Origin of the sequence: Burkholderia sp. JPY481, assembly GCF_038900515.1 — a bacterium.
In the GTDB taxonomy this organism is placed as follows: Bacteria; Pseudomonadota; Gammaproteobacteria; order Burkholderiales; family Burkholderiaceae; genus Paraburkholderia; species Paraburkholderia youngii.
Map to the genome: position 1 here is coordinate 39599 of NZ_JAYMRT010000001.1, position 24007 is coordinate 63605.

26 protein-coding genes and 1 tRNA gene are annotated in these 24007 nt (G+C 65.6%); 14 read left to right on the forward strand and 13 right to left on the reverse strand.

Annotated features, from left to right (window positions below; all coding sequences use genetic code 11):
• Nucleotide 1: 1 nt before the first annotated feature.
• Nucleotides 2-1471 carry an oligosaccharide flippase family protein gene (locus VSR82_RS00190; protein ID WP_429459508.1) on the reverse strand — a complete coding sequence of 490 codons (1470 nt, stop codon included), beginning with the start codon at nucleotides 1469-1471 and terminating at the stop codon, nucleotides 2-4.
• A gap of 456 nt (nucleotides 1472-1927) precedes the next feature.
• On the opposite strand from VSR82_RS00190, the gene VSR82_RS00195 reads away from it, so the two are divergent.
• From VSR82_RS00195 to VSR82_RS00215, 5 genes are all read left to right on the forward strand, one after another.
• Nucleotides 1928-3790: an alpha/beta fold hydrolase gene (locus VSR82_RS00195; protein WP_410851978.1), complete on the forward strand. Its 1863-nt coding sequence runs from the start codon at nucleotides 1928-1930 to the stop codon at nucleotides 3788-3790.
• 116 nt (nucleotides 3791-3906) lie between these two features.
• On the forward strand, nucleotides 3907-5487 hold the full coding sequence (locus tag VSR82_RS00200) for a mannose-1-phosphate guanylyltransferase/mannose-6-phosphate isomerase (protein ID WP_429459506.1): 1581 nt from the start codon (nucleotides 3907-3909) through the stop codon (nucleotides 5485-5487).
• Nucleotides 5459-6022: a flavin reductase family protein gene (locus VSR82_RS00205; RefSeq protein ID WP_368582807.1), complete on the forward strand. Its 564-nt coding sequence runs from the start codon at nucleotides 5459-5461 to the stop codon at nucleotides 6020-6022. Before VSR82_RS00200 ends, VSR82_RS00205 begins: the two co-directional genes overlap by 29 nt.
• Nucleotides 6023-6360: 338 nt before the next feature.
• Nucleotides 6361-7080, forward strand: coding sequence for a FadR/GntR family transcriptional regulator (locus VSR82_RS00210; protein WP_368582808.1), 720 nt, complete (start codon nucleotides 6361-6363; stop codon nucleotides 7078-7080).
• Between the two features lie 177 nt (nucleotides 7081-7257).
• Entirely contained in the window at nucleotides 7258-8304 is a 1047-nt protein-coding gene (locus VSR82_RS00215) for a Gfo/Idh/MocA family protein (protein ID WP_429459503.1), read from the forward strand.
• Between the two features lie 33 nt (nucleotides 8305-8337).
• On the opposite strand, the gene VSR82_RS00220 is transcribed toward VSR82_RS00215, so the two are convergent.
• From VSR82_RS00220 to VSR82_RS00250, 7 genes are all read right to left on the reverse strand, one after another.
• Nucleotides 8338-8997 carry an amino acid ABC transporter permease gene (locus VSR82_RS00220; RefSeq protein WP_368582809.1) on the reverse strand — a complete coding sequence of 220 codons (660 nt, stop codon included), beginning with the start codon at nucleotides 8995-8997 and terminating at the stop codon, nucleotides 8338-8340.
• 185 nt (nucleotides 8998-9182) lie between these two features.
• The gene (locus tag VSR82_RS00225; protein ID WP_429459501.1) at nucleotides 9183-9977 is read right to left on the reverse strand and encodes a cystine ABC transporter substrate-binding protein; all 795 of its coding nucleotides are present in this window, start codon (nucleotides 9975-9977) and stop codon (nucleotides 9183-9185) included.
• A gap of 107 nt (nucleotides 9978-10084) precedes the next feature.
• A complete protein-coding gene (locus VSR82_RS00230; protein WP_368582811.1) occupies nucleotides 10085-11107 on the reverse strand; it encodes a quinone-dependent dihydroorotate dehydrogenase in 1023 nt (340 codons plus the stop codon).
• Nucleotides 11108-11233: 126 nt separating this feature from the next.
• Nucleotides 11234-12079: an arginyltransferase gene (locus VSR82_RS00235; protein ID WP_429459499.1), complete on the reverse strand. Its 846-nt coding sequence runs from the start codon at nucleotides 12077-12079 to the stop codon at nucleotides 11234-11236.
• Nucleotides 12080-12181: 102 nt separating this feature from the next.
• Nucleotides 12182-12919 (reverse strand): leucyl/phenylalanyl-tRNA--protein transferase, encoded by a 738-nt coding sequence (gene aat, locus VSR82_RS00240; protein ID WP_368582813.1) that lies wholly within the window; start codon nucleotides 12917-12919, stop codon nucleotides 12182-12184.
• 9 nt (nucleotides 12920-12928) lie between these two features.
• The gene (locus VSR82_RS00245; RefSeq protein ID WP_074284429.1) at nucleotides 12929-13474 is read right to left on the reverse strand and encodes an NUDIX hydrolase; all 546 of its coding nucleotides are present in this window, start codon (nucleotides 13472-13474) and stop codon (nucleotides 12929-12931) included.
• A 378-nt stretch (nucleotides 13475-13852) separates the two neighbouring features.
• Nucleotides 13853-13929, reverse strand: a tRNA-Met gene (locus VSR82_RS00250).
• A 223-nt stretch (nucleotides 13930-14152) separates the two neighbouring features.
• On the opposite strand from VSR82_RS00250, the gene VSR82_RS00255 reads away from it, so the two are divergent.
• Together VSR82_RS00255 and VSR82_RS00260 are read left to right on the forward strand one after the other, a co-directional pair.
• Nucleotides 14153-14650 (forward strand): heme-degrading domain-containing protein, encoded by a 498-nt coding sequence (locus VSR82_RS00255; protein ID WP_429459496.1) that lies wholly within the window; start codon nucleotides 14153-14155, stop codon nucleotides 14648-14650.
• A gap of 4 nt (nucleotides 14651-14654) precedes the next feature.
• The gene (locus VSR82_RS00260; RefSeq protein ID WP_368582815.1) at nucleotides 14655-14993 is read left to right on the forward strand and encodes a DMT family transporter; all 339 of its coding nucleotides are present in this window, start codon (nucleotides 14655-14657) and stop codon (nucleotides 14991-14993) included.
• A gap of 45 nt (nucleotides 14994-15038) precedes the next feature.
• Here the strand turns inward: VSR82_RS00260 and VSR82_RS00265 are convergent, their stop codons facing one another.
• Together VSR82_RS00265 and VSR82_RS00270 are read right to left on the reverse strand one after the other, a co-directional pair.
• The gene (locus VSR82_RS00265) at nucleotides 15039-15428 is read right to left on the reverse strand and encodes a hypothetical protein (RefSeq protein WP_498857436.1); all 390 of its coding nucleotides are present in this window, start codon (nucleotides 15426-15428) and stop codon (nucleotides 15039-15041) included.
• An 82-nt stretch (nucleotides 15429-15510) separates the two neighbouring features.
• Entirely contained in the window at nucleotides 15511-15702 is a 192-nt protein-coding gene (locus VSR82_RS00270) for a hypothetical protein (protein ID WP_429459493.1), read from the reverse strand.
• Nucleotides 15703-15986: 284 nt separating this feature from the next.
• Here VSR82_RS00270 and VSR82_RS00275 point away from each other — a divergent pair, with 284 nt between their 5' ends.
• Both VSR82_RS00275 and VSR82_RS00280 read left to right on the forward strand, forming a co-directional pair.
• Nucleotides 15987-16274: a hypothetical protein gene (locus VSR82_RS00275; protein WP_410851971.1), complete on the forward strand. Its 288-nt coding sequence runs from the start codon at nucleotides 15987-15989 to the stop codon at nucleotides 16272-16274.
• A 198-nt stretch (nucleotides 16275-16472) separates the two neighbouring features.
• The gene (locus VSR82_RS00280) at nucleotides 16473-16757 is read left to right on the forward strand and encodes a DUF1488 family protein (RefSeq protein WP_013089272.1); all 285 of its coding nucleotides are present in this window, start codon (nucleotides 16473-16475) and stop codon (nucleotides 16755-16757) included.
• Nucleotides 16758-16799: 42 nt separating this feature from the next.
• On the opposite strand, the gene VSR82_RS00285 is transcribed toward VSR82_RS00280, so the two are convergent.
• Nucleotides 16800-17774 carry an NAD-dependent epimerase/dehydratase family protein gene (locus VSR82_RS00285; RefSeq protein WP_429459489.1) on the reverse strand — a complete coding sequence of 325 codons (975 nt, stop codon included), beginning with the start codon at nucleotides 17772-17774 and terminating at the stop codon, nucleotides 16800-16802.
• A gap of 145 nt (nucleotides 17775-17919) precedes the next feature.
• Here VSR82_RS00285 and VSR82_RS00290 point away from each other — a divergent pair, with 145 nt between their 5' ends.
• The gene (locus tag VSR82_RS00290) at nucleotides 17920-18753 is read left to right on the forward strand and encodes a TetR/AcrR family transcriptional regulator (RefSeq protein ID WP_429459487.1); all 834 of its coding nucleotides are present in this window, start codon (nucleotides 17920-17922) and stop codon (nucleotides 18751-18753) included.
• Nucleotides 18754-18799: 46 nt separating this feature from the next.
• Nucleotides 18800-19936 (forward strand): enoyl-CoA hydratase/isomerase family protein, encoded by a 1137-nt coding sequence (locus VSR82_RS00295; protein ID WP_429459485.1) that lies wholly within the window; start codon nucleotides 18800-18802, stop codon nucleotides 19934-19936.
• A 75-nt stretch (nucleotides 19937-20011) separates the two neighbouring features.
• Here VSR82_RS00295 and VSR82_RS00300 read toward each other — a convergent pair whose 3' ends face one another.
• Nucleotides 20012-20437: a hypothetical protein gene (locus VSR82_RS00300; protein WP_368582824.1), complete on the reverse strand. Its 426-nt coding sequence runs from the start codon at nucleotides 20435-20437 to the stop codon at nucleotides 20012-20014.
• 162 nt (nucleotides 20438-20599) lie between these two features.
• Nucleotides 20600-20872 (reverse strand): hypothetical protein, encoded by a 273-nt coding sequence (locus VSR82_RS00305; protein WP_368582825.1) that lies wholly within the window; start codon nucleotides 20870-20872, stop codon nucleotides 20600-20602.
• Nucleotides 20873-20961: 89 nt separating this feature from the next.
• Between VSR82_RS00305 and ssuD the strand changes: the two genes are divergently transcribed.
• The 3 genes from ssuD to VSR82_RS00320 are packed head-to-tail and all read left to right on the forward strand — an operon-like array spanning nucleotide 20962 to nucleotide 23994.
• Nucleotides 20962-22122 carry an FMNH2-dependent alkanesulfonate monooxygenase gene (gene ssuD, locus VSR82_RS00310; protein ID WP_498857437.1) on the forward strand — a complete coding sequence of 387 codons (1161 nt, stop codon included), beginning with the start codon at nucleotides 20962-20964 and terminating at the stop codon, nucleotides 22120-22122.
• A 25-nt stretch (nucleotides 22123-22147) separates the two neighbouring features.
• Entirely contained in the window at nucleotides 22148-22996 is an 849-nt protein-coding gene (gene ssuC, locus VSR82_RS00315) for an aliphatic sulfonate ABC transporter permease SsuC (RefSeq protein WP_429459478.1), read from the forward strand.
• Nucleotides 22993-23994 carry an ATP-binding cassette domain-containing protein gene (locus VSR82_RS00320; RefSeq protein WP_498857438.1) on the forward strand — a complete coding sequence of 334 codons (1002 nt, stop codon included), beginning with the start codon at nucleotides 22993-22995 and terminating at the stop codon, nucleotides 23992-23994. Before ssuC ends, VSR82_RS00320 begins: the two co-directional genes overlap by 4 nt.
• Nucleotides 23995-24007 lie beyond the last annotated feature (13 nt).

Here is a 24007-nt window from a genome sequence, read left to right on the forward strand (position 1 = left end):
TTCAGCCTTGTGCCCGACCGGAGGACGGCACCAAACGCAGCCAGAGCCGGTAAAGCGCGGCGCGCAACTCGCTGGACCCGCGCAGCGACATGCCGAAGTTCGCTGCGCTCAACGCGAGCGCAGCGATGATCGCCAGCAGCAGAGCGTTGATCCAATCCGCGAGCGCCAGCGCGACGAGCAGAAACGCCAGATGCGCGAGCATGTTGCGCACGATCGTCCACGCATGCAGCCGTGAAAACGCGAGCAGCACCGCGTAATCGAAGAGCGCCTTCAGCACGACGACGAGCGCCGCGCCCATGATGCCGAACCAGTGGATGCCGCACCACAACGCGCCGGTGAAAAACGGCAACTGAAGCCAGCTGACGCTCGCTACCGCCGCGGGATGGGTCTGCGCCTGCAACAGGCTGCCGAGGATGCTCGACTGGCCGCTCAGCCACACGCCGACGATCAGCACGCTCGCGACCGGCGCCGAGGCGGCGAGCTGCGGACCGAGCCACAGCAGCAGGAACGGCTTCAAGGCGAACAGCGCGACGATCACGCACGGCGTAAAAGCGCCATTGAGAAACGCGAGCGCGTGGTGCGCGAGCGCATCGGCATCCTCGCGCGACGCCGCCGACAGGCGCGGAAACAGCGTGCGCACCATCGCGAGCGGCAGCATGTTCAAACGATTGATCAGATTTTGCGGGGTCGCGTAGTAGGTGACGAAGCGCGCGCCGAGCAGTCCGCCGACGAACACGCGGTCGAGCGTCGAGGCAATCATGTTGGCGCCGGAAAACATCAGCAGCCAGCGGCCGTAGCGGAACAGCCCGATCATCAGGCGCCATTGCGGCAGCCGCATCCGGCGAATGCCGAGCGCGCGAATCGCGGCCACGCCGAGCATCAGGCCGGCGATGAAGCGCGCGATCACCGCGGCCGGAATCACGAACGCCAGCGACGGCGAAAAGCAGAAGATCGCCGCGATCGGCAGCAGCTGGAACAGCGCGGTGCCGAGCATCTGGTTGATGTTGTAGCTCGCGAAGCATTCGACGCCGGTAATCGCACCCGCGAAGACCCACGTGACGTTCGTGATCGGCACCGCGACCGCGATCCACGGCAGGCTCGCCATCACTTCATGCTGGAACGCCGGCTCGATTTTTACGCCGTAGGTGATGTAGACGATGGTGCCGCCATAAATCAGCGCCCCGCCGATGATGCCGGTGCCGAGATTCATGAACCACGCACTCCAGAAAATCGGTTCGATCGAATCGTCGTTGGTTGCGCGCGCCTTGGCGATCTGGTTTTCCGTCGCGAGGCTGGTGCCCAGATCGAGGACGCTGAAGTAGCCGATCAGCGCCCACACCAGATTGATCACCCCATAGCGCTCGGCGCCCAGCAGATGAATGTAGGCCGGCACGGTCACGAGGGACACGAAGGTCGGCGCGACGGCTCCGGCAAAGTTGATGAAGATGTTCCTGACGATGCTTCGTTCCATGGTCCCTTGTCCGGCGGGTGACGGGCGAGCCAATCGTATGACTTTCCCGGTCGGCGCCGTCGCAGGTCTTGCATCTTGCCCCCACGCGCCGCGTAACTGTGTGGGTGGCCGTACAGATGGCCGCGATCGGGGGGAGTTAAATGGCAATGGTCATAGGGTAGCGTGGTGATTGGCCACGAGCCTTGGTGTCGCGTGTCCGAGCGCGGCGCACCTTCTCCATCACCTGATGCTCGCGGCACGCGCAACCTGGCCGCCGGCATTCAATACAGCGCATGAACGACGCGATCAGCCGCGCTTCGGTCCATGCGCGGGGCATGCTGCACTGCACAGCCTGCTCATCGACACACGCGAGCCCTGCTCGATTCGGAGCCCAAACCAATGTGGCAGGACGCACATATGGGCGACAGCACCTTTGTTGTAATCACATCAAAAGAAAGAAAACGTAAGGAGCGGACTGTGAGACCCATCGTCTTCGACGGCAACTTCGGCTGGTTGCATTCAGCCCACGGCCCGGATGGCGTTGTGATGTGTTCCCCGTTTGGCTATGACACGCTGTGCACTTATCGCGGCATGCGCCGGCTCGCCGAGCGCCTCGCCGCCCGCGGCATGCCGGTGCTGCGCTTCGATTACCCGGCGACCGGCGATTCGGCCGGCGATCCGACCGACGCCGGCCTGTGGCGCGCGTGGATCGACAGCGTCAAACAGGCGGTCGCGCAGCTGCGCGCGGCGACCGGCGTCGAGCGGGTCAGCTTGTGCGGTCTGCGTCTTGGCGGCATGCTGGCCGCGCTTGCCGCGCAGGAACTCGGCGACGTGCACGGTCTCGTGCTGATGTCGCCGGTGCTGTCGGGCAAGAATTACCAGCGTGAATTGCGCGCGCATTACCGGCAGTGGCTGAACGATCCGGCGGCGATGGATTGCGTGGTCGAACCCGATACCGACGAGTTCATTGAAGCGTATGGCTTTCGCATGTACCGCGATACGCTGGAAAGCCTGCACACGGCGGATCTGTATCGCGCGACGAGCCGGCCGGCCGCGCGCGTGCTGCTGCTCGATTCACTGAACCCCGTGCGCACCGGTGCGCTCGCCGCGCATTACAGCGAACATGGCGTGGAGCTCGAACGTCACCCGTTCGACGAATACAGCCGCTTCATGATGGAGCCGCTCGAAAGCGAAATACCGCACGCCGCGTTCGAGACCATCGAGAACTGGCTGCTCGCGGGCAGCACGCGAACAAGCCAGGCGGTGGCGCGCGTGCCCGAGCGAGGCGAAGAGCCGGCGGGCGGCCATTATGTCGCGCCGACGCTGCACGAGACGCCGGTATGGCTGAACGACGGCAAGGTGTTCGGCATCTACTGCCGGCCCGACGGCGCCGCGGCGGCGCACGCGCCGGCGGTGCTGCTGCTCAATACCGGCGCGGTGTCGCGAATCGGCAACGGGCGTTTCGGCGTACATTTCGCGCGGCGGCTTGCCCGCCAGGGGATCGCTTCGCTGCGCATCGACGTCGGCGGTGTCGGCGACAGCATGCCGTCGTGCGACACGCTGAGCCTCGACGCGCTGTACTCGCAAGCGGGCGCCGCCGACGCTGCGTGCGCATCGCGCTGGCTCGTCGCGCGCGGTCATGCGGGCGCGGTGCCGGTCGGTATCTGCTCGGGCGCCTACACCGGCCTGCATGCAGCGACGCGCGAACCCGCGGTGGTGGGCGCGGTGATCGTCAACGTGCAGAAGTTCAGATGGCATAACGTCTGCGATGAACACGGCAAGCCGATGATTCCCGTCTCCGCGTTCGGATCGACGCGCAACTACATGCGCTCGATGAAGCAGCCGGGCAAATGGCTGCGCGTGCTCAAGGGCGAGACGGGGGGCTGGGGCCTCGTGCGCGAGCTGGTGGTACGGCAGCTCGCGAAGACCGGCGAAACGCTGGCCGACCGGATCGAGCGGCTATGCGGCCTCGAACTCGGCGCTCGGGACGAGCGGCATATGTTCGCCAACCTCGATGCGCGGGGCGTCGACACGCACCTGGTGTTCGGTGTGCTCGACGAAGGCGTCGAGGAACTCGAGCGCTACTTCGGTGCTCGCGGCACGCGGCTCGCGCGTTTCACGCGCATTCACGTGGCCTTCTGCAAGCACACCGATCACGCGATCCTGTCGTCGGTGGCGCAGGAAAACATCATGTCCTACGTCGAGAACGTCTATCGCGGCGGTTTCACGAAGCTGCGTCAGCCCGACAGCGCCGCGCTCGACGGCGAGCTGCACAGGCAGCAGCCGGAACACGATGAGCATCGCGGCGCGGGGGCGTTGCGTCCGTTCGGAGAAGCATAGGGAGCACGCGCGCACAGAGGGGGCACGCGCGTACGACCAGAAACGATTGCGACCACGAGGCACTTGCTGGCGTGATAACGGCCGGTGAACAGGAGTTGGATTCGAGAGGATCGCAAATGAACCGAATAGTAGAGCCAGGTAATCCGCTCGCGCCGCGGGCCCGATCCGCCGCCGCGCTTCACGAGCTGACCGCGCAGCCGGTGATTCTCGTGGGCGGCTCCGGTAGGAGGCCGTGGCCGCCGTCGCGCGAACGCAATTCGAGGCAGCTGGCCGGTCCGATGGACGACCGCTCGCGGCTCGAAGCGACGCTGCGTTGGCTCGGCGATGCATTCGACTCGGCCGCGCACGACGCGGCCCGTACCACGCCGTGCGCCGCGCCGCTGGTGGTCTGCCGCGAGGATCTGCGGCTGCCGACGCTAGAGCGAGTCGAGCCGTACCGCAAGCCTGCGCGCTTGCTGCTCGAACCGATGGCGCGCAACACTGCGCCGGCGCTGACGGTCGCGGCGCTCGCCGCGCGCGCGTCGGCCGTGGCTGGCGACGATCCGATCCTGGTCGCGCTGCCCGCCGATCATCCGAGCGCCGATCACGCTGCATTCGGCGCGGCGCTCAACGAGGCGCTCGCGCATGCTTCGCGCGGCGCGATCGTCGCGTTCGGGGTGCCGCCGCAGCGCGCGGCGATCGGCTATAGCTACATCCGCACCGACGCGCCCCTCGGCAACCGGGGCGCGCGGACGATCGAGCGCTTCGTCGAGAAGCCCGATGCCGAGCTGGCCGAGCGCTACTTCGCAGCGGGCGAGTACTGGTGGAACAGCGGCATGTTCGTGGTGCGCGCGTCGGTGTGGCTCGACGCGATCGGCTTGTGCCGTCCGCTGATCGCGGCGGCCTGCAAGGACGCATTCGCGGGCGCGAGCATCGACGATGCCGGTGCGCTCCATCTCGCGCACGACGCGTTCGCCGCGTGTCCGTCCGACTCGGTCGACCATGCGGTGATGGAGCGCATCGGTACCGACGCGCGTCTTGTCGGCGTGACGGTACCGCTCGGCGCGGGCTGGCCGGACGTCGGCGCGGCGGACCCGGTGTGGGATGCGTCGAACAAGGACAGCGATGGCAACGTTGCGCACGGCCGCGTGATGTTCGACGGTTCGCGCGACCGCTTCGCGCATTCGGACGGCCGGCTAATCGCGTGTGTCGGCGTGAGCGGCGTGGTGGTGGTCGAGACCGCCGACGCCGTGCTGCTCGCCGCGAAGGATCATGTAGAGGACGTGAAGGCGATCGTCGCACAGCTGAAGACGCAGCAAGCCGGCGAGGCCGACGGGTATCGCAAGGTCGCGCGGCCGTGGGGTTTTTACGATTCGCTCGAACACGGAGAGCGCTTTCAGGTGAAGCGCTTCGTCGTGAAGCCGGGCGGGCGGCTGCCGCTGCAGAGGCATCATGATCACGCCGAGCACTGGGTCGTGGTGCGCGGTACCGCGCTCGTCACGCGCGGCATCGAGCGCTTCGCGCTGTCGGAGAATCAGTCGACGTTCATTCCGCTCGGTGTCACGCATGGGCTCGAAAATCCCGGCAAGACGCCGCTGGAAATCATCGAAGTGCATTCGGGCGGCTATCTTGGCGAAGACGACATCGTGCGCTTCCACGAGCGGCACGGCCGCGAGCAGGGGAGCGCCCATGCGCGTCAATGCAGCTCAAACCGATAAGCCAGCCGATGAAGCGCGGTCGCCGTCATTCGACGAGCGGCGCTTTCGTCACGCGCTCGGGCGCTTCGCAACCGGCGTGGTGGTGATCTCGACCGGCAGCGGCGACAGCCTTCACGCGATGACCGCCAACGCGTTCATGTCGGGGTCGCTGAAGCCGCCGCTGATCGTCGTGTCGGTCGGGCATCGTGCGCGCATGCATGCACGGCTGATGGATGCCGAGCTGTTCGGCGTCAGCGTGCTGTCGGAGGCGCAGGAGTCGCACAGCCGCCATTTCGCGGGCGAGGCTCAAAGCCGCTTCGCGCCCACTTGCGCTCCGCGCTTCGCGGCGGTCGATGGCCTTGCCGGCGTCGTGCTGCTCGAGCACGCGGCCGCGCGCTTCGCGGCGCGCGTGGTGGACCGCCATCCGTGCGGCGACCATACGCTGTTCGTCGGCGAGGTGCTGGTGTTCTCGCTCGACGAGCACGCGCCGCTGCTGTTCTTTGGCGGCCGCTATGCGTCGGTGGCGGCGAGCGCGTCGAACGAAGACTCGGCCTGATCGGCTTGCCCCCGCATGTTTGTTCGCCGTAACACGCAATCGCCGGACCACGTCCGTGCAAATCAGACAATTTCATCGCGCCAACGTGCGAATGCGCACTAATTAAACCCAGTAACGCAGGCACGCTTTGACGAGCGAGCTTTGAGCCTGGCGGAACAGATTGCGTTACACGAACGAAACAAATCTTCAGAGGGATAACCCTGTCAGGAAGTGTCCCAACTGGCGCAACCGTTTCGAAGCTAGCAACGTATCGGAAAACGATCCTATTTGCATAACAGATACGTACGGGCCCTTCATTAACAGGCCACGCGGGGTCAACACCGCTTCGGGGATATGTCATGGAACACGCAAACAAGGATCGCTCGCTGGTGAGCAAAGTAATGGACGGGCTCGTCAGCGGCATCGTCGAGGAAAAGTACGGCGCGATTTTGCCGCCGCAGGATGTGCTGTCGAAGGAATTCGACGTGAGCCGCACCGTGATGCGCGAGGCGCTATCGATGCTGCTCGCGCGCGACATGCTCGACGTGCGCCCGAAGATCGGCACGCGCATCCGGCCGATGAGCGACTGGCGCATGATCGACGAGGACGTCGTCAACTGGCGTTTTCGCGCGAAGCCCGATCCGATGTTTCTGCGTGACGTGATCGAGTTTCGCATCCTGATCGAACCGCGCGCTTCGGCGCAGGCGGCCGCGCGCGGCAGTGCCGCGGACGTCGCGGCGATTCGGGAGGCCTTCGAGGCGTTTCGCGTGATCCGTCCGGGCGAGCCCGGCTATCAGGAAGCCGACGAACTGTTCCATACGCGTATCGTGATCGCGAGCGGCAACCAGTTCTTCAAGCAGATGGCGGCGATCATTCGCGGCGCGCTGTCGACCGTTACCCCGATCGTGCACGACCGGAGCGGGGAGTGGGAGGGCGCGATCGCGTCGCATCAGCGTGTCGTCGAAGCGATCGAGCGGCGCGATCCGAAGGAGGCCGAGCTCGCCTCGCTCGCGATGATCGATTACTCGGCCGAGGAAGTCGGCGGCCGGTTTTCCGCGGAGCCGCCGGCGCGGGTTTGAGCCTCGGTGTGAGCCTGGATGCGTGAGTGCCTGGCCGTGACAGCGGCGGCGCGGGTGTGGAAGGTCGGTGCGCGGCGGTGATGCCGCATGGTTCGTATTGGTCGCGGACGCCGCATTCTCAAACGGCATCGGCGACAATAGCGGCTGTTCTGAACCGCATGGACCCTTGCACACACGATGACAGACACGACAGCGGCACCGCAGGCAGCCACCGCCCAACCGACCGATCGGGCAGCGCAAGACACCACTTCATCACGTGAGATCCGTTGGGGGATCGTCGGCACCGGCCGGATTGCGCGCCGCTTCGCGCAAGGTCTCGCCTTCGTGCCGCGGGCGCGGCTCGCCGCGCTGTGGTCGCGTCGCGCGGAACCGGCCCAGGCGTTCGCCGATGAATTCGGCGGTACCGTCTACGACAGTTTCGATACGCTGCTCGCGAGCGGCATCGACGCGCTCTATATCGCGACGCTGCAGGACAGCCACGCCGACTATGCGATCGCCGCGTTGCAAGCCGGGCTGCACGTGCTGTGCGAGAAACCCGCGTGTATCAATCGTGCCCAGCTCGAGCGCGTGCTCGAGACCGCGCGCGCTTCGCAACGGCTCTTCATGGAAGCGATGAAGCCGCCGTTCTATCCGCTCTACAGAAGGTTGCGCGAGCACCTCGCGGCCGATCCGATCGGCGAGGTCGGCCTTGTGCGCGCGGGCTGCTCGGTGCCTGGCGTGCCGGCCGATCATCCGTCGCTGTCGTTCGAGCACGCGGGCGGCGCGCTGCTCGATATCGGCATCTACGAGATGTTTCTCGCAGTGGACTGGCTCGGCGCGCCGCGCGACGTGCAGACCTTCGGCCGGCTCGGCACGACCGGCGTCGATACGTTCGCGAGTCTGAACAGCCAGCACGAGCGCGGCGGCATCGCGCAGCTCTTCTGCGGGCTCGATCTGCATGGCAAGGGCGATGCGCTGCTGATGGCCAAAGGCGGTCACGTGACGCTGCACGAGCCGTGGTGGAACCCGTCGCGCGCGACCATCCGTTACGCGGACGGCCGCGTCGTCGAACTCGACGAGCCGTTCGAAGGCGGTGGTTTGAACTACGAGACCGCGCACTTTTGCGAGCTGATCCGCGCGGGTGTGCTGGAGAGTCCGCTGATGCCGCACGACAAGTCGCGACAGATGATCGCGATGGCCGACGCGGCGCGCGCGGCGTTGGGGCTCAAGTTCGCTGGCGAATGAGCCGCCACGGCGAAGAAAGGGTGTGCGCGGCGCTCAGTGCCGCGTCGGCAGCGACAGCCGCCGCTCGTACCAGCGCTGCGCCCACTCGAGCACCTGGCACAGCACCCAGTACACGGCCGCAGCGGCCAGATAAAGCGGCAGCGGCTGATAGGTCGACGCGATCATTTCCTGCGCGCTGCGCAGCAACTCGGTCACCGTGATCACGGACACGAGCGAGGTGTCCTTGACCAGGCTGATCAGGCTGTTCGACAGACTCGGCACCGCGATGCGCAGCGCCTGCGGCGCGATCACGTAGCGCAGCGTCTGGCGCCGCGACAGCCCAAGGCTATACGACGCGAGCCACTGGCCCTGGTGGATGCCCAGAATCGCGCCGCGCATGCTCTCGGACAGATAGGCTGCGACGTTCGCCGACAGCGCGATCACGCCGGCCGGCGTCGGTTCGAGCGAAATGCCGAAGCTCGGCAGGCCGTAGTAAATCACGAAGATCTGCACCAGTAGCGGCGTGCCGCGCATCACGCTCACATAGACGCGTGCGATCCAGTTCAGCGGCCGGCTGTGGCTGATCCCCATCAGTGCGAGCACGGCGCCGCCGATCAGGCCGAAGATCATCGACAGGAGCGCGAACTTGATCGTCAGCAAGGCGCCTTGTGCGAGTACCGGCAGCGATTGGAGCAGCAGGGATGTGATGGACATGGGTAGTGTTCTTATTGACGCACAAAGCGCACATCATAAACTTTGGCGCGCGTTCAGGCGCGGGTCGCGCAATGCGGCTTGGGGTATACGCGACGCGTGGTTCGGGTCCAAGGCCCCACACGGGCCGCAAAAACGCGAAGGGCGGCATCGTGATCGATGCCGCCCTTCGTTTGACTACGCGGTTGTTACTTGATCGGCTTGCTGACGTCGATGCCGAACCACTTGTCCGAGATCTTCGTGAAGGTGCCGTCCGCTTCGAGCTGGGTCATCGCTTCGTCGATCGCCTGCGCGAACTTCGGGTTACCCTTTTTGAACGGAATGCCCGACGGGTTGCCGGTGCCGACATTAGCGCCGGTGCGCAGCGGCAGGTTCGAGTTCTTCAGCAGGTACGCGAGCATCAGCCGGTCGTTCAACGCCGCGTCGAGCCGGCCGGCGGCCAGATCGCGCAGGTATTCGGGTGCGCCCGGATAGGTCTTCACGTCGATGCCGGGTACCGACTTCGCCATGTCCATGTAGTTGGTGCCGAGACCGACGCCGAGCTTCTTGCCCTTCAGGTCTTCGAGCGACGTGAACTGGCGCGCGTCGTCCTTGCGCTGGATCAGCTGCGCGGCCGAGTACGTGTAGGCCGGCGAGAAGTCGAGGGTCTGCTTGCGCGCGTCGGTGATGCCGACCTGGTTGACGATCACATCGAACTTGCCCGCCTGCAGACCGGCGATGATGCCGCTCCATTCGGTCGTGACGAACACCGGCTTCACGCCGAGCTTGGCCGCGACGGCTTTGGCGATGTCGACGTCATAGCCGACCAGCTCGCCCGACGGCGCTTTCGAATTGAACGGCGGGAAGGTGCCTTCGAGACCGACGCGCAGCGTGCCGCGCTGCTTGACCTGGTCGAGCAGGTCTTCCGCGTGCGCGGCGACGGCGGTCAACGACGCGCCGATCAGCGCGGTGGCGAGGAGTTTCTTGAGCAGGCCAAATTTCATCGTGTTCCTTTGTACGTCTGACGTTTTGACGGTCGAGAGCATAGCAAACGAGACTATCGCCATCTAAATACCGTTTGTTTATGTCTATATGCCGCCGGTGCGGATACTTAGCGCAGCGCCTGCGCGCATTCGGCGACGAGCGCCGGACCGCGGTAGATGAAACCAGTATAAAGCTGCACCAGTGACGCGCCGGCCGCGAGCTTCGCGCGTGCGTCTTCCCCCGAGAAGATCCCGCCGACGCCGATGATCGGCACCGCCTCGCCGACTTCGGCGCGCAGCTTGCGGATCACCTCGTTCGACGCATCGAACACCGGCTTGCCCGACAGGCCGCCGGCTTCGTCAGCATGGGGCATGCCGGTGACGGCAGCGCGCGACAGCGTCGTGTTGGTCGCGATTACGCCTTCGAATTGGTGGCGCAGCAGGGTGTCGGCGATCGACTTGATCTGCTCGTCGTCAAGGTCCGGGGCGATCTTGAGCGCGAGCGGCACGAGCTTGCCGTGCATGTCGGCGAGCCGTTGCTGCTTGTCCTTCAGCGCGGCGAGCAGCGCGTCGAGCTCGTCGGCGCCTTGCAGCTGGCGCAGGTTCTTCGTATTCGGCGACGAGATGTTGACCGTCACGTAGCTCGCGAACGGGTACACGCGCTCGAGGCAGTACAGGTAGTCTTCAGCGGCGCGCTCGATGGGCGTGTCGGCGTTCTTGCCGATGTTCAGACCGAGGATGCCGCGATAGCGCGCGGCCTGGACGTTCTTCACGAACTGGTCGACGCCGGCGTTGTTGAAGCCCATCCGGTTGATCACCGCGTTCGCCTGCGGCAGCCGGAACATGCGCGGGCGCGGATTGCCCGGCTGCGCGCGCGGCGTCACGGTGCCCACTTCGATGAAGCCGAAGCCGAGCGCCGCCAGACCGTCGATGCACGCGCCGTCCTTGTCGAGGCCCGCCGCGAGTCCGACCGGGTTGCGGAACGTGAGGCCCATCACGGTGCGCGGCGAATCCGGTACGCGCGAGGCGAGCGCGCCCGCGAGGCCGGTCCGGCCGGCGGCGCCGAGCATGCGCAAAGTCAGATGGTGAGCGTCTTCCGCGTCCATGCGAAAGAGTTGGGCGCGAACGAGCGGATAAAGGGAACTGAACACGAGATGAAGCCGGACGGCCGGAAAATGGGAACCCGCTATTTTACCGGCTTTGGGCTTCGATGAGACTGGTAGGGCGTTGCTGGCGGCGAGCAGGACCTGGCGACGACTCGACGGACGGCGCTTTGGCTACGGCCTGAGCGGTCCGCGTCGCCCATGCATCGGCAGATCGACCGGCGGAAGGTCGATGCTGTCCGGATCGAGCACGCGCCACTCGCCGTCGATCAAGCCTTCGAGCGGGCGGAAATTCGCCTTGTACGCCATCTTCGGGCTCTCGCGAATCCAGTAGCCGAGATACACATACGGCAGGTTCAGGCTGCGCGCCTGCTCGATCTGCCAGAAGATGTTGTAGGTGCCGAAGCTCGCATGCGGCTGGCTCGGCTCGAAGAACGTGTATACCGACGACAAGCCGTCGCCGAGGATATCGATCATGCTGATCATGCGCAGCGCGCCTTGGGCATCGGGGCGCGGATCAGGCCGTCCATCGGGCCGCAGCGGCGCCGGCTCGCGAAACTCGACGAGCCGCGAGTTGATCCGGCTTTGCAGCAGGAACTGCTCGTACTGGTCGCGGCTGTCGCGATCCATGCCGCCGCCCGCGTGGCGCGCCGACTGGTAGCGCATATACAGCGCGTAATGCTCCTCGTCGTAATGCAGCGGTGCGACGGTCGCGATCAGGTCGCCGTGCTTTCTCCATACACGCCGCTGCGTGCGGTTCGGCTGAAAACGCTCGACCGGCACGCGCACCGGCACGCACGCGCGGCAGCCGTCGCAATACGGACGGTAGGTGAACACGCCCGAGCGCCGGAAGCCGGCCTTGACGAGATCCGTGTAGACGTCCGAATTGATCAGGTGACTGGGTGTGGCGACCTGCGAGCGCGCGATGCGGCCGTCCAGGTAACTGCAGGGATAGGGCGCCGTTGCATAAAATTGCAGCGCGGAAAGCGGCGAAAGAGGCAGCTCGTTGGGATGAGTCACGTTGGCAGCTCTCGAAGCGTCTCTGGTAATGCAAACCCGGCGCGCCTGGCGGTTGATGCCGCGATTCGATGGGCGGCGGACCCGGATTCGGCCTGATTTTTCCTACGCCGCGCGCGCGAGGATTTCGAGCAGGGCGGTCTTGTCGAAGCGCCAAGGGATGGCCGGTGCGCCGACAGACGCGCGAACATGCGCGACGAACGCCTTGCGCGCTATCTCGCGGCCGCCGAGCGACGCCAGATGCGACGTGTTCTGCTGGCAGTCTATCATTTCTATTTCGTGACGTCGCAAGTGGCCGACCAGCGCGGCCAGCGCCATTTTCGAGCCGTCGGTGACGTCGGTATACATCGATTCGCCGAAGAACATCCGGCCGAGCGACACGCCGTACAAGCCCGCTACACGCTTACCCTCGAACCAGGTTTCGATGCTGTGCGCGTCGCCGAGGCGATGCAGCGACGAATAGGCTTCGACGACGTCGGCGGTGATCCACGTGCCACGCTGGCCGCGGCGCGGCGCCTGCGCGCAGGCGCGCATCACGGCGGCGAAATCCTGATCGACGCGGATTTCCCACGCGTCGTCGCGCAACATCCGCTTGAGCGTCTTACGCAGCGACGGCGACAGCTTGAATTCGACGGGGCGCAGGATCATGCGCGGATCGGGGCTCCACCACAACACCGGCTGGCCGTCCGAATACCACGGGAAAATGCCGCGCCGATAAGCGTCGATCAGGCGCGACGGCAGCAGATCGCCGCTTGCCGCGAGCAGACCGGGCGCGCCGCTCGCGGCGCCGAGTGCGCGCTCGACGGGCGGAAACGGATCGTCAGCTCCGAGCCAGGGAACCATGCGCGCCGCTCAACCTTCGCGCAGGGAGCGGAAGATGTCGCCGGTATGCAGGCCGAAACTGCCGGCCGCGCGGTCGGCGAAAAAAAAGCGCAGCGTCTGGCCGACGGTTGGAAACGCGATCTCGTCCCACGGAATCTCGTGCTCCTCGAACAGCTTCACTTCGAGGCTTTCCTCGCCGGCGGCGATGTCGAGATCGAGCAGACGCGCCATGTAGAACAGATGCACCTGATGCACGTGCGGCACGTTCAGCAGCGAAAACAGGTTCTGCACCTCGACGCGCGCGCCGGCTTCCTCGAGCGTTTCGCGCGAGGCGGCTTCGGCCGTCGTTTCTCCCATTTCCATGAAGCCGGCGGGCAGCGTCCAGTAACCGTAGCGCGGCTCGATCGCGCGGCGGCACAGCAGCACCTTGTCGTCCCACACGGGAACGGTGCCGACCACGTTACGCGGATTCTGATAATGCACGGTGCCGCAACTGCCGCATACGAAGCGCTCGCGATTGTCGCCCGGCGGAATGCTCAGGCTGACGCCGTGGCCGCAGACAGAACAGAATTTCATTGGAAAGGGAACGAGAAAGGGTGATAGGAGTTTATCACCCGGCCGGGCGATTACTGAGGCGCCGGCAGGGACTGCGCGATGGGAGGTTCGATGCGGCGAGCGCCGCCGCGTCTGACGTTGCTTGACAGTCGATTTTCGGATGCGCTGATAGCATCGGTCGTGATGGTTGCGATGGAGGCTCCCGCGTCCGTCACAGTCATCTCATCTTTTCTCTCTTGTACATTGCCTCGTAGTTTGGCGCGCCATTCAGTTGACGCGCTTTTTTTTTCGCCTGAGGTTGGACTGAGGCTTGACGGTCAAGAGAATCGACAGCTCATGGCTACAAAAACAAAAAAGGGTTACACGCCAATGCGTTGTAACCCTTCAATGATTTCGTTCTGGTTGCGGGGGTAGGATTTGAACCTACGACCTTCGGGTTATGAGCCCGACGAGCTGCCAGACTGCTCCACCCCGCGTCCGTCGAAGAAAAGATTATAGACCAGCCAGACAGCCAGCGCAATAGCCATGTAAGGATTGGCTTCATTGAGCTTCGCGCCGCCACCGCTACGGCACCTATCGGAAAGGCTCTGGAAAGCCGCGCGCAGACGCTGCGCTAGAATTCAGATTCTTCACGAGGCTCGCCGGATCTTCACGACGGCGACCTCATCGACTCCGATTCTCCGACCGGTTCTGAACTCCATGGATATCGCTCACGATCTGCAGGTCATCGCCCTTCAGGAAAAGACCCTCGTATTTCCCCGTTTCGATGCCGATCGTGCGTGGCAAGTCGGCGCGTATCTGCATGAGGTCGCGAAAGCGCGCGGCATTGGCGCCGCGATCGACGTGCGCACGTTCGGCCAGCCGCTGTTCTTCAGCCTGCTCGACGGCGCGACACCCGACAACGTCGACTGGGTGCGCCGCAAGGGCAACACCGTCGCGCAATTTCGCCGTAGCTCGTATGCGATCGGTCTGAAAATGCAGCTCGCGGGCGCGACGCTCGTCGACAAGCACGGTCTGCCGGCCACCGAGTACGCGTCGCACGGCGGCGCGTTCCCGCTGACGGTGGAAGGCGCGGGCGTGATCGGTTCGATCACGGTGTCCGGTCTGCCGCAGCGCGCCGATCATGAACTGGTGGTCGAAGCGCTGTGCGCGCATCTGGGTCACGATTACGGCAAGCTCGCGCTCGCGAAAAGCTGACGCGATGCGCGTACCCCCGTATGCGCTGCTCGCGATCGCGATCGTCGCCGAAGTCATCGCGACCTCCGCGATGCGGGCCTCTGACGGTTTCTCGCGCCTGCTGCCGTCGATAGTCGTCGTGCTCGGCTACGGCATCGCGTTTTATTGCCTGTCGCTGACGCTCAGGAGCATTCCGGTCGGCATCGTCTATGCGATCTGGTCCGGTGCCGGGATCGTGCTGATCACGCTGGTCGCGCTGGTGCTGTACCGGCAGGTCCCCGACGTGCCGGCGATCATCGGGCTGGGATTGATCGTCGCTGGCGTCGCGGTGTTGAATCTCTTCTCGAAGATGCAGGCGCATTGAGCGCCCGCGCAAGTCGGCACGCTCGCCGCACGGAACTTAATCGGCCTATTTGCAGCGCACGATCATCGAGCGGCCTTTCACATTCGCCGACGCCACGTTCGTGACGCTGCCTCCAGCGGTGCCGCCTTCGTCGTTGTCTTTCGACACGATGTCGTAGCCGGTCGCGCCGCAGGCCTTACCCGCTTGCACGTAGCACGAGGCCCAGCTCGAGCCGGCGTTGGCGCCGCTGCAGTTGACCGCGAAGCCGGTCTGGCCGTTCGGCAGATTGATCAGCGTGGTCGTGTTCGACGACGCGCAGCCGCCCAGTCCCGCGGCGAGCAGCAGCGCGGCGGGCAATGCGGCCGACAGCGACGCGCGACGCACGAGGGGAAGCGCGGCGCTGGATCGGAGGCGGTGGAATCGGCCGGCGCGCCGCGGTTGCGTCGTGAATTGCATCGTGTTGTGTCCTTTCATTCAGATTGAGGTTGCTGCGGGGCTGGAGGCGGTCGGTGTGCAACGCGGGGGCGCGCGCCGAGGCTCAGGTCGTTTCGACGGTGATGCCCGCCGCGCTGACAAGCCGCCGGGCTTCCGCGCCTTCTTCGGTGGCCGCGTCTTCCCAGATGCTGATCGCTCTGGGGATGTCGATGCCATGACTTTCGGCGTACTCAAACCAGCGGTTCGCCGCATCCGGCTCGGGCAGTTCGTGATTCTGCAGAAAATATTTTCCCATATTGCGCTCGCTGGCCTCGAAATGGCGTCGTCATAGGTACTTTTCGACAGCATGGAGCATGCCGATCTGCACCGTTCGACCGGCGCGCGTGGCTGACGTGCAGCGCGACTCCGGTACGGGGCGAGTGCGGCTCGCGGGCAGAACTTATCGCGCTGCAACGCGCCTTATCGTAATGGGGCGGGCCGCCCGCACACCTCCAGTGCAGCGGCGCGCCGCATGCTGAAGCATCAAGGCGGCGCCGTCGCGACTGGCGCCAGCTCCGCAACCGCAACAGGAGGACGAAGATGGCTGAACGGGTCAGTGGCCCTTATCGCGGCTATTACATCAGCGCCGCCGCGCGCCTCGTGCCAGGGGGCAGCACGTCGGGCGCGTCGGGCGAAGCGCACGCCAAAGCGGATGGTACTTACGTCGGCTCGGTGAGCCTCGCCGAAGCCGGCCCGGACGATCCGCATCGGATGGAAACGTTGCTCGAACTCGGCGACCGGCAACGCTTCAGCAGCGAAGAAGAGGCGCTCGCGTTCGTCGAACGGGCGGCCCGCGAGTACGTCGACCGCTTGCTGGATGGGCAGTGAGCGTGTCGGCGATTGCCGCGCGAAGGGCCGGCCGAAGCACTCGCCACCGTAGCGCGCGATGCCCTGAATCAGGCGCCCGCGCACGCTGGACCGTGATCCGGCGGCGCGAGTACCATAGCGGGACCCGCGAGGATCGGCGGCGCATAGCGGCCTTCCTCGCGTGCTACGTTCCCGCCGCCACCTTTTGACGAGGCGACCATGGAAATCCGTTTTCCCGAAGACGCGCCTGCTTACCGCGACTCCAACCTGACCGTCGTGTTTTCCGCGCTGGTAGACGGTGAGCCGGTGCCGTGCGCGATCTCGGTGGAAGCGCTCGAGGATCATTTCGGCGCTTACAGCGAGGACCTCGACGGCTGGCTGCGTGCGTTCGATGCGGGCCGGCCGCGCATCGAGGCCGTTGCGCGCGAGCATTTGCAGATCAGCAACGGCACACCCGTACTACTCAAGAGTGGTCATTTTCCGCCCGGGCAGATGGCAGGCTGAGCGGAACTGTCCTTCCGCCAACGCATCGCCAACGCGTTGCCGCTAATTCACTCCGTGCACCGGCACTGCCTCGCGCGCCGCTTCGAAGCACCGCCTGATCCCTTCCTGATACGAAGTTTTGTTGAGCGGCCCTATCAACGTGGCCAGCGCCGAATCATCGAGCACGACAGGCTCGGTCAACAGATAGTTCATCTCGACCAGTTCGCGCATCAGCGGATTGAATAACCCGAGCACGCGCAGCATGCCCTTACCGGCCACCATCAGCTTCGGCTCGCGGCCCGCGAGCGCGTACGCCTCGCGTGCCACTTCCCGCTGCGTGATCGTGCCGGCGCCCCCGAGATGCCACCAGCGGCCGTAAGCCTCGGGCGTGCGCGTGAGTCGTTCGACCACGGGACCGACATCCGGCAGAAAGATGAATTCGTGCGATACGTCGATGGGACCGAGCACCTGCGCGCGCTTACCGGTAGCGGCGCCAACGAAGACACCGTGCAACAGGCTACGCTCAACCCCCGGTCCGTAGAAATCGGGCAGCCGCAATACCAGCGTTTCGAGACCTTTCTGGCCATGCGCGGCCAGCACGAGCTTTTCCTGTTCGAGCCGCATGCGGCCCTTGAACGTATGCGGCTCGCGCGGATGATCTTCGCGAATCGGATTGCCGCGCGCGCGGCCATACGGATAGACGGTGCCGATCAGAATGAAGCGCTCGACGCCGGCGGCCGTCACGCCAGCCAGCGTCTTCTCCATCAACGGCGGGTGCTGCGCGAACTGGTCGTAGGGCACGCCGACGAGGTAGATCACGGTCTGCAGACCGGCGGCAGCGGCGCGGATCGAGGCGGGGTCGTCGGGGTTCCAGGTGACGATCTCCGCGTGCGGGTCGTCACCGAAGGTCCGTTGCAATACCTCGCGTGAACGGCCGACCACCCGATAATCGCGGCCCGCCGCACCAAGCGCCGCGGCAATGCTTTGACCCGCCGCGCCCGCGGCACCGAATAAACCGACCTTTCCCGTGGCTTGCATGACGACTCCTTCAGATGGCGGCGCGACCTCGTCGCGTGCGCTCGTGGCTACTTCGTTGACTGACGAAAATTTACTGAACGTCGTTCAGTAAACGGTGTTCAGTTTAAATTGACTTTTCAGTTTGTCAACCTGTAAATTGCGGATCATGGGAATCGCTGAACGAAAACACCGCCAGAAACAGGCGCTGCGCGAACGCATCCTCGATGCCGCGCGGCGCATCGTCGTGCGCGAAGGCTTTGCCGCGCTGTCGATGCGCAAGATCGCCGACGCAATCGAATATTCGCCCGCCACGTTGTATCTGCATTTCGCGAGTCGCGACGACATCGCGCGGGCCTTGTGCGAGGAGGGCTACGCGCAGTTGCTCGCGAGCTTCGTGCCGCTCGTGCACATCGCAGATCCCGCCGAACGGCTGAAGGCGCTCGGGCGCGCGTACGTCGCGTTCGGCGTCGAGCATCCGGAAACGTACCGGCTGATTTTCATGGAGGATCCGAGCTATACGGGCGCGGCGCTCGGTGGCGCGGCGGCTGCTGGCAAAGACGGCGGCAACGCGGAAGATGCAAGCGCGAACGGCGGGACCGGTGGTTCAACCGCGTCCCGAGGCAACGCCGACGACGACCCCGGCGACGCTGCGCTGCGCATCATGATCGACGCGCTCGACGAGTTGCGAGCAGCGGGGCGTCTGTCGGCGTCGGTTGCATCGATGGAGTCGGCCGTGTGGGCCGAAGCGTTGTGGGCGAGTTTGCATGGCATCGTCGCGTTGAATCTCACGTGTCCGGTGTTTCCGAGTGCGCCGCTCGAGACGCTCGTCGGCGTCACGCTCGACGCATGGCTCGGCGCGCCGCAGCCCGTGGCAGCGGGCGCATCGAAGAGCGCCGCAGTGCGCGGCAAGAAAACCGTCGCGCGGCGCCACTCCGAACCTGCCGAATCGCCGGACACGGCCCCCAAGCCCGTCACCAAACGCAAAGCGGCAGGCACGTGATAACGTTCAGTTCCACGTCAACCCGCGCCGCCGCGCCCAGTTCTCCATGTCCACGTCCGCCTCGCCCGCCACTAGCGACGAAATCGCGACCCACGTAACCAACCGCATCGGTTTCATCGAACTGGAGCGGCCGAAAGCGCTGAACGCGCTGTCGACCGGCATGATCCGCGCGATCCATGCGGCGCTCGACCAGTGGCGCGACGACCCCGAGGTGCTGGCCGTCGTCGTGCGCAGCCGGCATGAGCGCGCGTTCTGCGCGGGCGGCGACATCCGCTTCATGTACGAGGCGGCGCAACGCGGCGACCAGCAGGCACGCGACACGTTCTTCAGCGAGGAATACCGCCTCAATCACGCGATCTTCGTGTACCCGAAACCGTATATCGCGTTGATGAACGGCATCGTGATGGGCGGCGGCATGGGCATTTCGCAGGGCGCGCATCGCACCGGCGGCCTGCGCGTCGTCACGCAATCGACGAAGATGGCGATGCCCGAAACGCGTATCGGCCTTTTTCCGGACGTCGGTGCGAGCTGGTTTCTCGCGCGCACGCCCGGCGCGATCGGTCGCTATCTTGCGGTGACGGGCGAGACGTTCGGCGCGGCCGACGCGTTGTACGCGGGCCTCGCCGATGTCTATATTGACGACGCGGCGTTGCCCGCGCTCGTCGCTACGTTGAGCCGCGAAGAGTTCGAGCGCGGCGCGGATGTGGTTGCATGCGTCGAGCGCGAGACGCTCGCGTATCAAGTCTCGCCGCAGCCCGAGGAGAGTGCGCTCGCGAAGGCGCGTCCGTTGATCGACCGGCATTTCGCGCTGCCCGACGTCGCGCGGATACTCGCGTCGCTCGAACAGGAACGCGAGCGCGGCGGCGACTCGGCCGAGTGGGCCGAGCGGACGATCGCGGTGCTGCGCGAGCGCTCGCCGCTGTCGATGGCGGTCTCGCTCGAAGTGGTCACGCGCGCGGAAGGGTCGATGGCCGATGTGCTGCGTGTCGATCTCGATCTGACTCGCTCGAGCTTCCTGCTCGGCGATACGGTGGAAGGCATTCGCGCGCGCATCATCGACAAGGACAACGCGCCGCGCTGGCGTTTCGCGCGCATCGAGGACGTCGACCAGGCCGATGTGGAGAAGATGTTCGACAGTCCGTGGCCGGCGGACGGACACCCGCTAGCCGCGCTGCGCGGGTGAACGTGCACTGAGCGCGCCGTCTCCCGAACCCGCCCGCGCGAATCTACGCGTTGCGCGAACTGACGCGCTACGCGCTTATTCCTCAGCCTCGCTCGCCATGAACGCGCGCATGAACACGAGCGCGCCCCAGCCCCACATCGCATTGGCCGCGAAGCCCACTGCGAGGCGCGGCAGCATGTTGCCGCTCGGCCAGATGCCGCGCAGCGGATCGACGACGAACACGCTCGCGGCCGTCAGCACGATGCCACCGAACACGAACGCCGGTACCCACGGCGCGTGCCGATGCGGCGCGACGCGCAGCAGCCACGCCATCAGCACGGCCCAGAACGAGCTCCAGATTGCGTTCGCGATGAATTCAGGCAGGCCGAGCGGCAAAAACGGCGCGGTCGAAAAACCTGTGGGGTCGATCATGCCGGCGGCGTGCATCAGCGCCAGCGTCGATTCGCGGAAGAACAAAGAAGCCAGAAAACCGGCGACGAACGGCAGAATTATTTTGTGCATGCATTGCACCGGCAACGTACTGGCGACGCGAATCGCGAGGCCTGTACCGGGTGATTGGAAACGAGCGCCATTATATCGATCGGGGTGCGGCGGCCATGGCCGCGTGTGTAAAGCGCAACAACCGTATGCGGTAGCGCCGGGCTAATCACGAAAGCGGAATTCCTAAGCTAAAAAAAATCGTTCAAAAGCCGCGGACCGCTCCATAGACTGTTTCCTCATGCAGACGGCGCCGGTGTCGCCGTCATCCGTTGAATCGAGCGCACCACGCGCACGTTGGTCGAGGAAAACCGTCGCCATGTCGAGCCTCATGCCGAATCTTCGTTGCAGCAGGGCCCGCGCGTGGTCGTGTCCGCGGTGTCGTCCGCCCGGCGCATAGGCTTTCAGCGCTTTTGCCGGTGGCCTGAGTCCACCGTCCGTTTCGCAATCCTTCAACACGTCGCAGCGCCTTGCCGATTGCCGGCTCGATGCGTGCGGCCGGCGCTCGCGCCCACCGTTTTCTTTCAAGAGCAGGCAGGAGCAACAACATGAATGTGTTCTGGTTCATTCCGACTCACGGCGACAGCCGCTATCTCGGTACGTCCCAAGGCGCACGCGCAGCCGATTACGACTACTTCCGGCAGATCGCCGTCGCCGCCGATACGCTCGGCTACGAGGGCGTGCTGCTGCCGACCGGCCGCTCGTGCGAGGACGCCTGGGTCGTCGCGTCGAGCCTGATTCCCGCGACGCAGCGGCTCAAGTTCCTCGTCGCGATTCGCCCGGGACTGTCGTCGCCGGGACTCGCCGCACGCATGGCGGCGACGTTCGACAGGCTGTCGAACGGGCGGCTGCTGATCAACGTGGTGACGGGCGGCGACGCGGCCGAACTGGCCGGCGACGGCGTGTTCGTCGATCACGACACGCGCTACGAAATCACCGACGAATTCCTGCATATCTGGCGCAAGCTGCTTACGGCCTCGCACAGCAACGAAGCGATCGATTTCGACGGCGAGCATCTGCAGTCGAAGGGCGGCAAGGCGCTGTATCCGCCGGTGCAGAACCCGCATCCGCCGCTGTGGTTCGGCGGCTCGTCGGCGGCCGCGCACGATATCGCGGCCGAGCACATCGATACCTATCTGACGTGGGGCGAGCCGCCCGAAGCGGTCGCGAAGAAGATCGCGGACATTCGCGCACGCGCCGCGGCACGCGGCCGGCAGATCCGCTTCGGCATCCGTCTGCACGTGATCGTGCGCGAGACCGAGGAAGAAGCGTGGGCCGCCGCTGACAAGCTGATCAGCAAGCTCGACGACGACACGGTTGCGCGTGCGCAGGCGTCGTTCGCAAAGATGGATTCCGAAGGGCAGCGCCGCATGGCCGCGCTGCACGGCGGCAAGCGCGGCGGGCGCGAGCAGCTCGAGGTCTATCCGAATCTGTGGGCGGGCGTCGGGCTCGTGCGCGGCGGCGCGGGCACCGCGCTGGTCGGTAGTCCGGAGCAGGTGGCCGCGTGTATGAAGGAGTACGCGGCGCTCGGCATCGAGACGTTCATCCTGTCCGGCTATCCGCATCTCGAGGAATCCTACCGGTTCGCCGAACTCGTGTTTCCGCTGCTGCCGCAACGCTTGAGCAAGGTCGCCAACGGGCCGCTGTCGGGACCGTTCGGCGAAATCGTCGGGACCAGCGATCTGCCGAAGGCGGCGAGCGCGAGCTGATCGACCGGCAAGGAGAAAAGCCAACATGAGTGACACTGCTTTGAGCGCGGCCACGGGGGCAACCCCGCAGCCCGCGTCCAACGCCCGCGCTGCCGCGTTGCGCCGTTTCGGCGCGCATCTGGTGCCGTGGCTCGCGCCGATCGCGATCCTGCTCGCGTGGGAAATCGCCGCGCGCAGCGGCGCGCTCTCGACACGTGTGCTGCCCGAGCCGCTCGCGGTCGTGAAGGCCGCATGGTCGCTGATCCAGTCCGGCGAAATGTGGGCGGATGTGAAGGTCAGCACGTGGCGCGCGGTGTCCGGTTTCGCGATCGGCGGCGGCATCGGCCTCGTGCTCGGACTCGCGACGGGTTTGTTCAAGCCCGTGGAAATCGTGCTCGATTCGACGGTGCAGATGATTCGCAACATTCCCGCGCTGGCGATGATTCCGCTCGTGATCCTGTGGTTCGGTATCGAGGAACAGGCGAAGGTGTTCCTCGTCGCGCTCGGCGTGTTCTTCCCGGTCTATGTGAACACGTTCCACGGCATCCGTTCGGTCGATGCGAACCTGATCGAGATGGCGCGCAGTTATGGCGTCAAAGGTTTCGCGCTGTACCGCCACGTGATCCTGCCGGGCGCGCTGCCGTCGATTCTGGTCGGCGTGCGCTTCGCGTTCGGCCTGATGTGGGTCACGCTGATCGTCGCCGAGACGATTTCCGCTCAATCGGGCATCGGCTACATGACGATGAACGCGCGCGAATTCCTGCAAACCGATGTGGTGGTGGTCGGCATTCTGCTGTACGCGGCGCTCGGCAAGCTCGCGGACATGCTTGCGAAGAGCCTCGAGCGCGTGTCGCTGCGCTGGCATCCGGCCTATCAGCGAGGAGCAAAAGCATGAGCGCAACGACGCTAGCGACGACGTTCGGCGGCATCGCCGGCAGCGACCTCGAGACCGAACTCGCGCAGCCGCGGCTCGCGGATCACGACGCCAACGAGGCCGCGGAGAGTGAGCGGGACGGGGCGGCCGGCTCGCGACCCGTCATCGCACTGACCCGTAGCGACGCGCGCCCAGCAAGCGACTACGCGGTGCAGTTGCGCGGTGTCGGCAAACGCTATGGCGAGCGCGAGGTACTGTCGGGCTTCGATCTGTCGATCGAGCGGGGCAGCTTCGTCGCGATCGTCGGCCGCAGCGGCTGCGGCAAGTCGACGTTGCTGCGACTCGTCGCCGGTCTCGAAGAAGCCAGCTCAGGCGTGCTCGAAAAACGCGCCGGTAATGGCGGTCCGCTCGACACCCGCATCATGTTTCAGGATGCGCGTCTGCTGCCGTGGAAAAGCGTGCTGCAGAACGTGATGCTCGGCCTCGGCCGCGGCCGAGGCGCGCGCGACGATGCGCGCGCGGTGCTCGCCGAAGTCGGCCTGCTCGAACGCGCGAACGACTGGCCCGCGCAACTCTCGGGCGGTCAGCGGCAGCGCGTCGCGCTCGCGCGGGCGCTCGTGCATCGTCCGCAATTGCTGCTGCTCGACGAGCCGCTCGGTGCGCTCGATGCGTTGACGCGCATCGAAATGCACACGCTGATCGAACGGCTGTGGCGTGAGCATCGCTTCACCGCGCTGCTCGTCACACACGACGTGCACGAAGCCGTCGCGCTCGGCGACCGGATTCTGCTGATCGAGGACGGCCGCATCGCGCTCGATCAGCCGGTCGCGCTTGCGCGGCCGCGTGCGCGGGCGTCGGCGGGCTTCGCGGCGCTCGAAGACCACGTGCTGCAACGCGTACTGAAAAACGCGCCGAACGACGACACGCTCGCGCATCGCGCGTACGAGGCCTATGACCCGTACGGCCTGCCGGAACCGGGCCGTCTGACGCGGCCGACCGAGGTGCGCTGGGCCGTCTGAGCTTTCCAGCAAA

Coding starts and splice junctions, on each gene's coding strand:
- VSR82_RS00190 (WP_429459508.1), bottom strand. CDS start 1,471: ATGGAACGAAGCATCGTCAGGAACATCTTCATCAACTTTGCCGGAGCC.
- VSR82_RS00200 (WP_429459506.1), top strand. CDS start 3,907: ATGAACCGAATAGTAGAGCCAGGTAATCCGCTCGCGCCGCGGGCCCGA.
- VSR82_RS00205 (WP_368582807.1), top strand. CDS start 5,459: ATGCGCGTCAATGCAGCTCAAACCGATAAGCCAGCCGATGAAGCGCGG.
- VSR82_RS00210 (WP_368582808.1), top strand. CDS start 6,361: ATGGAACACGCAAACAAGGATCGCTCGCTGGTGAGCAAAGTAATGGAC.
- VSR82_RS00215 (WP_429459503.1), top strand. CDS start 7,258: ATGACAGACACGACAGCGGCACCGCAGGCAGCCACCGCCCAACCGACC.
- VSR82_RS00220 (WP_368582809.1), bottom strand. CDS start 8,997: ATGTCCATCACATCCCTGCTGCTCCAATCGCTGCCGGTACTCGCACAA.
- VSR82_RS00225 (WP_429459501.1), bottom strand. CDS start 9,977: ATGAAATTTGGCCTGCTCAAGAAACTCCTCGCCACCGCGCTGATCGGC.
- aat (WP_368582813.1), bottom strand. CDS start 12,919: ATGGTTCCCTGGCTCGGAGCTGACGATCCGTTTCCGCCCGTCGAGCGC.
- VSR82_RS00245 (WP_074284429.1), bottom strand. CDS start 13,474: ATGAAATTCTGTTCTGTCTGCGGCCACGGCGTCAGCCTGAGCATTCCG.
- VSR82_RS00255 (WP_429459496.1), top strand. CDS start 14,153: ATGGATATCGCTCACGATCTGCAGGTCATCGCCCTTCAGGAAAAGACC.
- VSR82_RS00260 (WP_368582815.1), top strand. CDS start 14,655: ATGCGCGTACCCCCGTATGCGCTGCTCGCGATCGCGATCGTCGCCGAA.
- VSR82_RS00265 (WP_498857436.1), bottom strand. CDS start 15,428: ATGCAATTCACGACGCAACCGCGGCGCGCCGGCCGATTCCACCGCCTC.
- VSR82_RS00270 (WP_429459493.1), bottom strand. CDS start 15,702: ATGGGAAAATATTTTCTGCAGAATCACGAACTGCCCGAGCCGGATGCG.
- VSR82_RS00275 (WP_410851971.1), top strand. CDS start 15,987: ATGGCTGAACGGGTCAGTGGCCCTTATCGCGGCTATTACATCAGCGCC.
- VSR82_RS00280 (WP_013089272.1), top strand. CDS start 16,473: ATGGAAATCCGTTTTCCCGAAGACGCGCCTGCTTACCGCGACTCCAAC.
- VSR82_RS00285 (WP_429459489.1), bottom strand. CDS start 17,774: ATGCAAGCCACGGGAAAGGTCGGTTTATTCGGTGCCGCGGGCGCGGCG.
- VSR82_RS00290 (WP_429459487.1), top strand. CDS start 17,920: ATGGGAATCGCTGAACGAAAACACCGCCAGAAACAGGCGCTGCGCGAA.
- VSR82_RS00295 (WP_429459485.1), top strand. CDS start 18,800: ATGTCCACGTCCGCCTCGCCCGCCACTAGCGACGAAATCGCGACCCAC.
- VSR82_RS00300 (WP_368582824.1), bottom strand. CDS start 20,437: ATGCACAAAATAATTCTGCCGTTCGTCGCCGGTTTTCTGGCTTCTTTG.
- ssuD (WP_498857437.1), top strand. CDS start 20,962: ATGAATGTGTTCTGGTTCATTCCGACTCACGGCGACAGCCGCTATCTC.
- ssuC (WP_429459478.1), top strand. CDS start 22,148: ATGAGTGACACTGCTTTGAGCGCGGCCACGGGGGCAACCCCGCAGCCC.
- VSR82_RS00320 (WP_498857438.1), top strand. CDS start 22,993: ATGAGCGCAACGACGCTAGCGACGACGTTCGGCGGCATCGCCGGCAGC.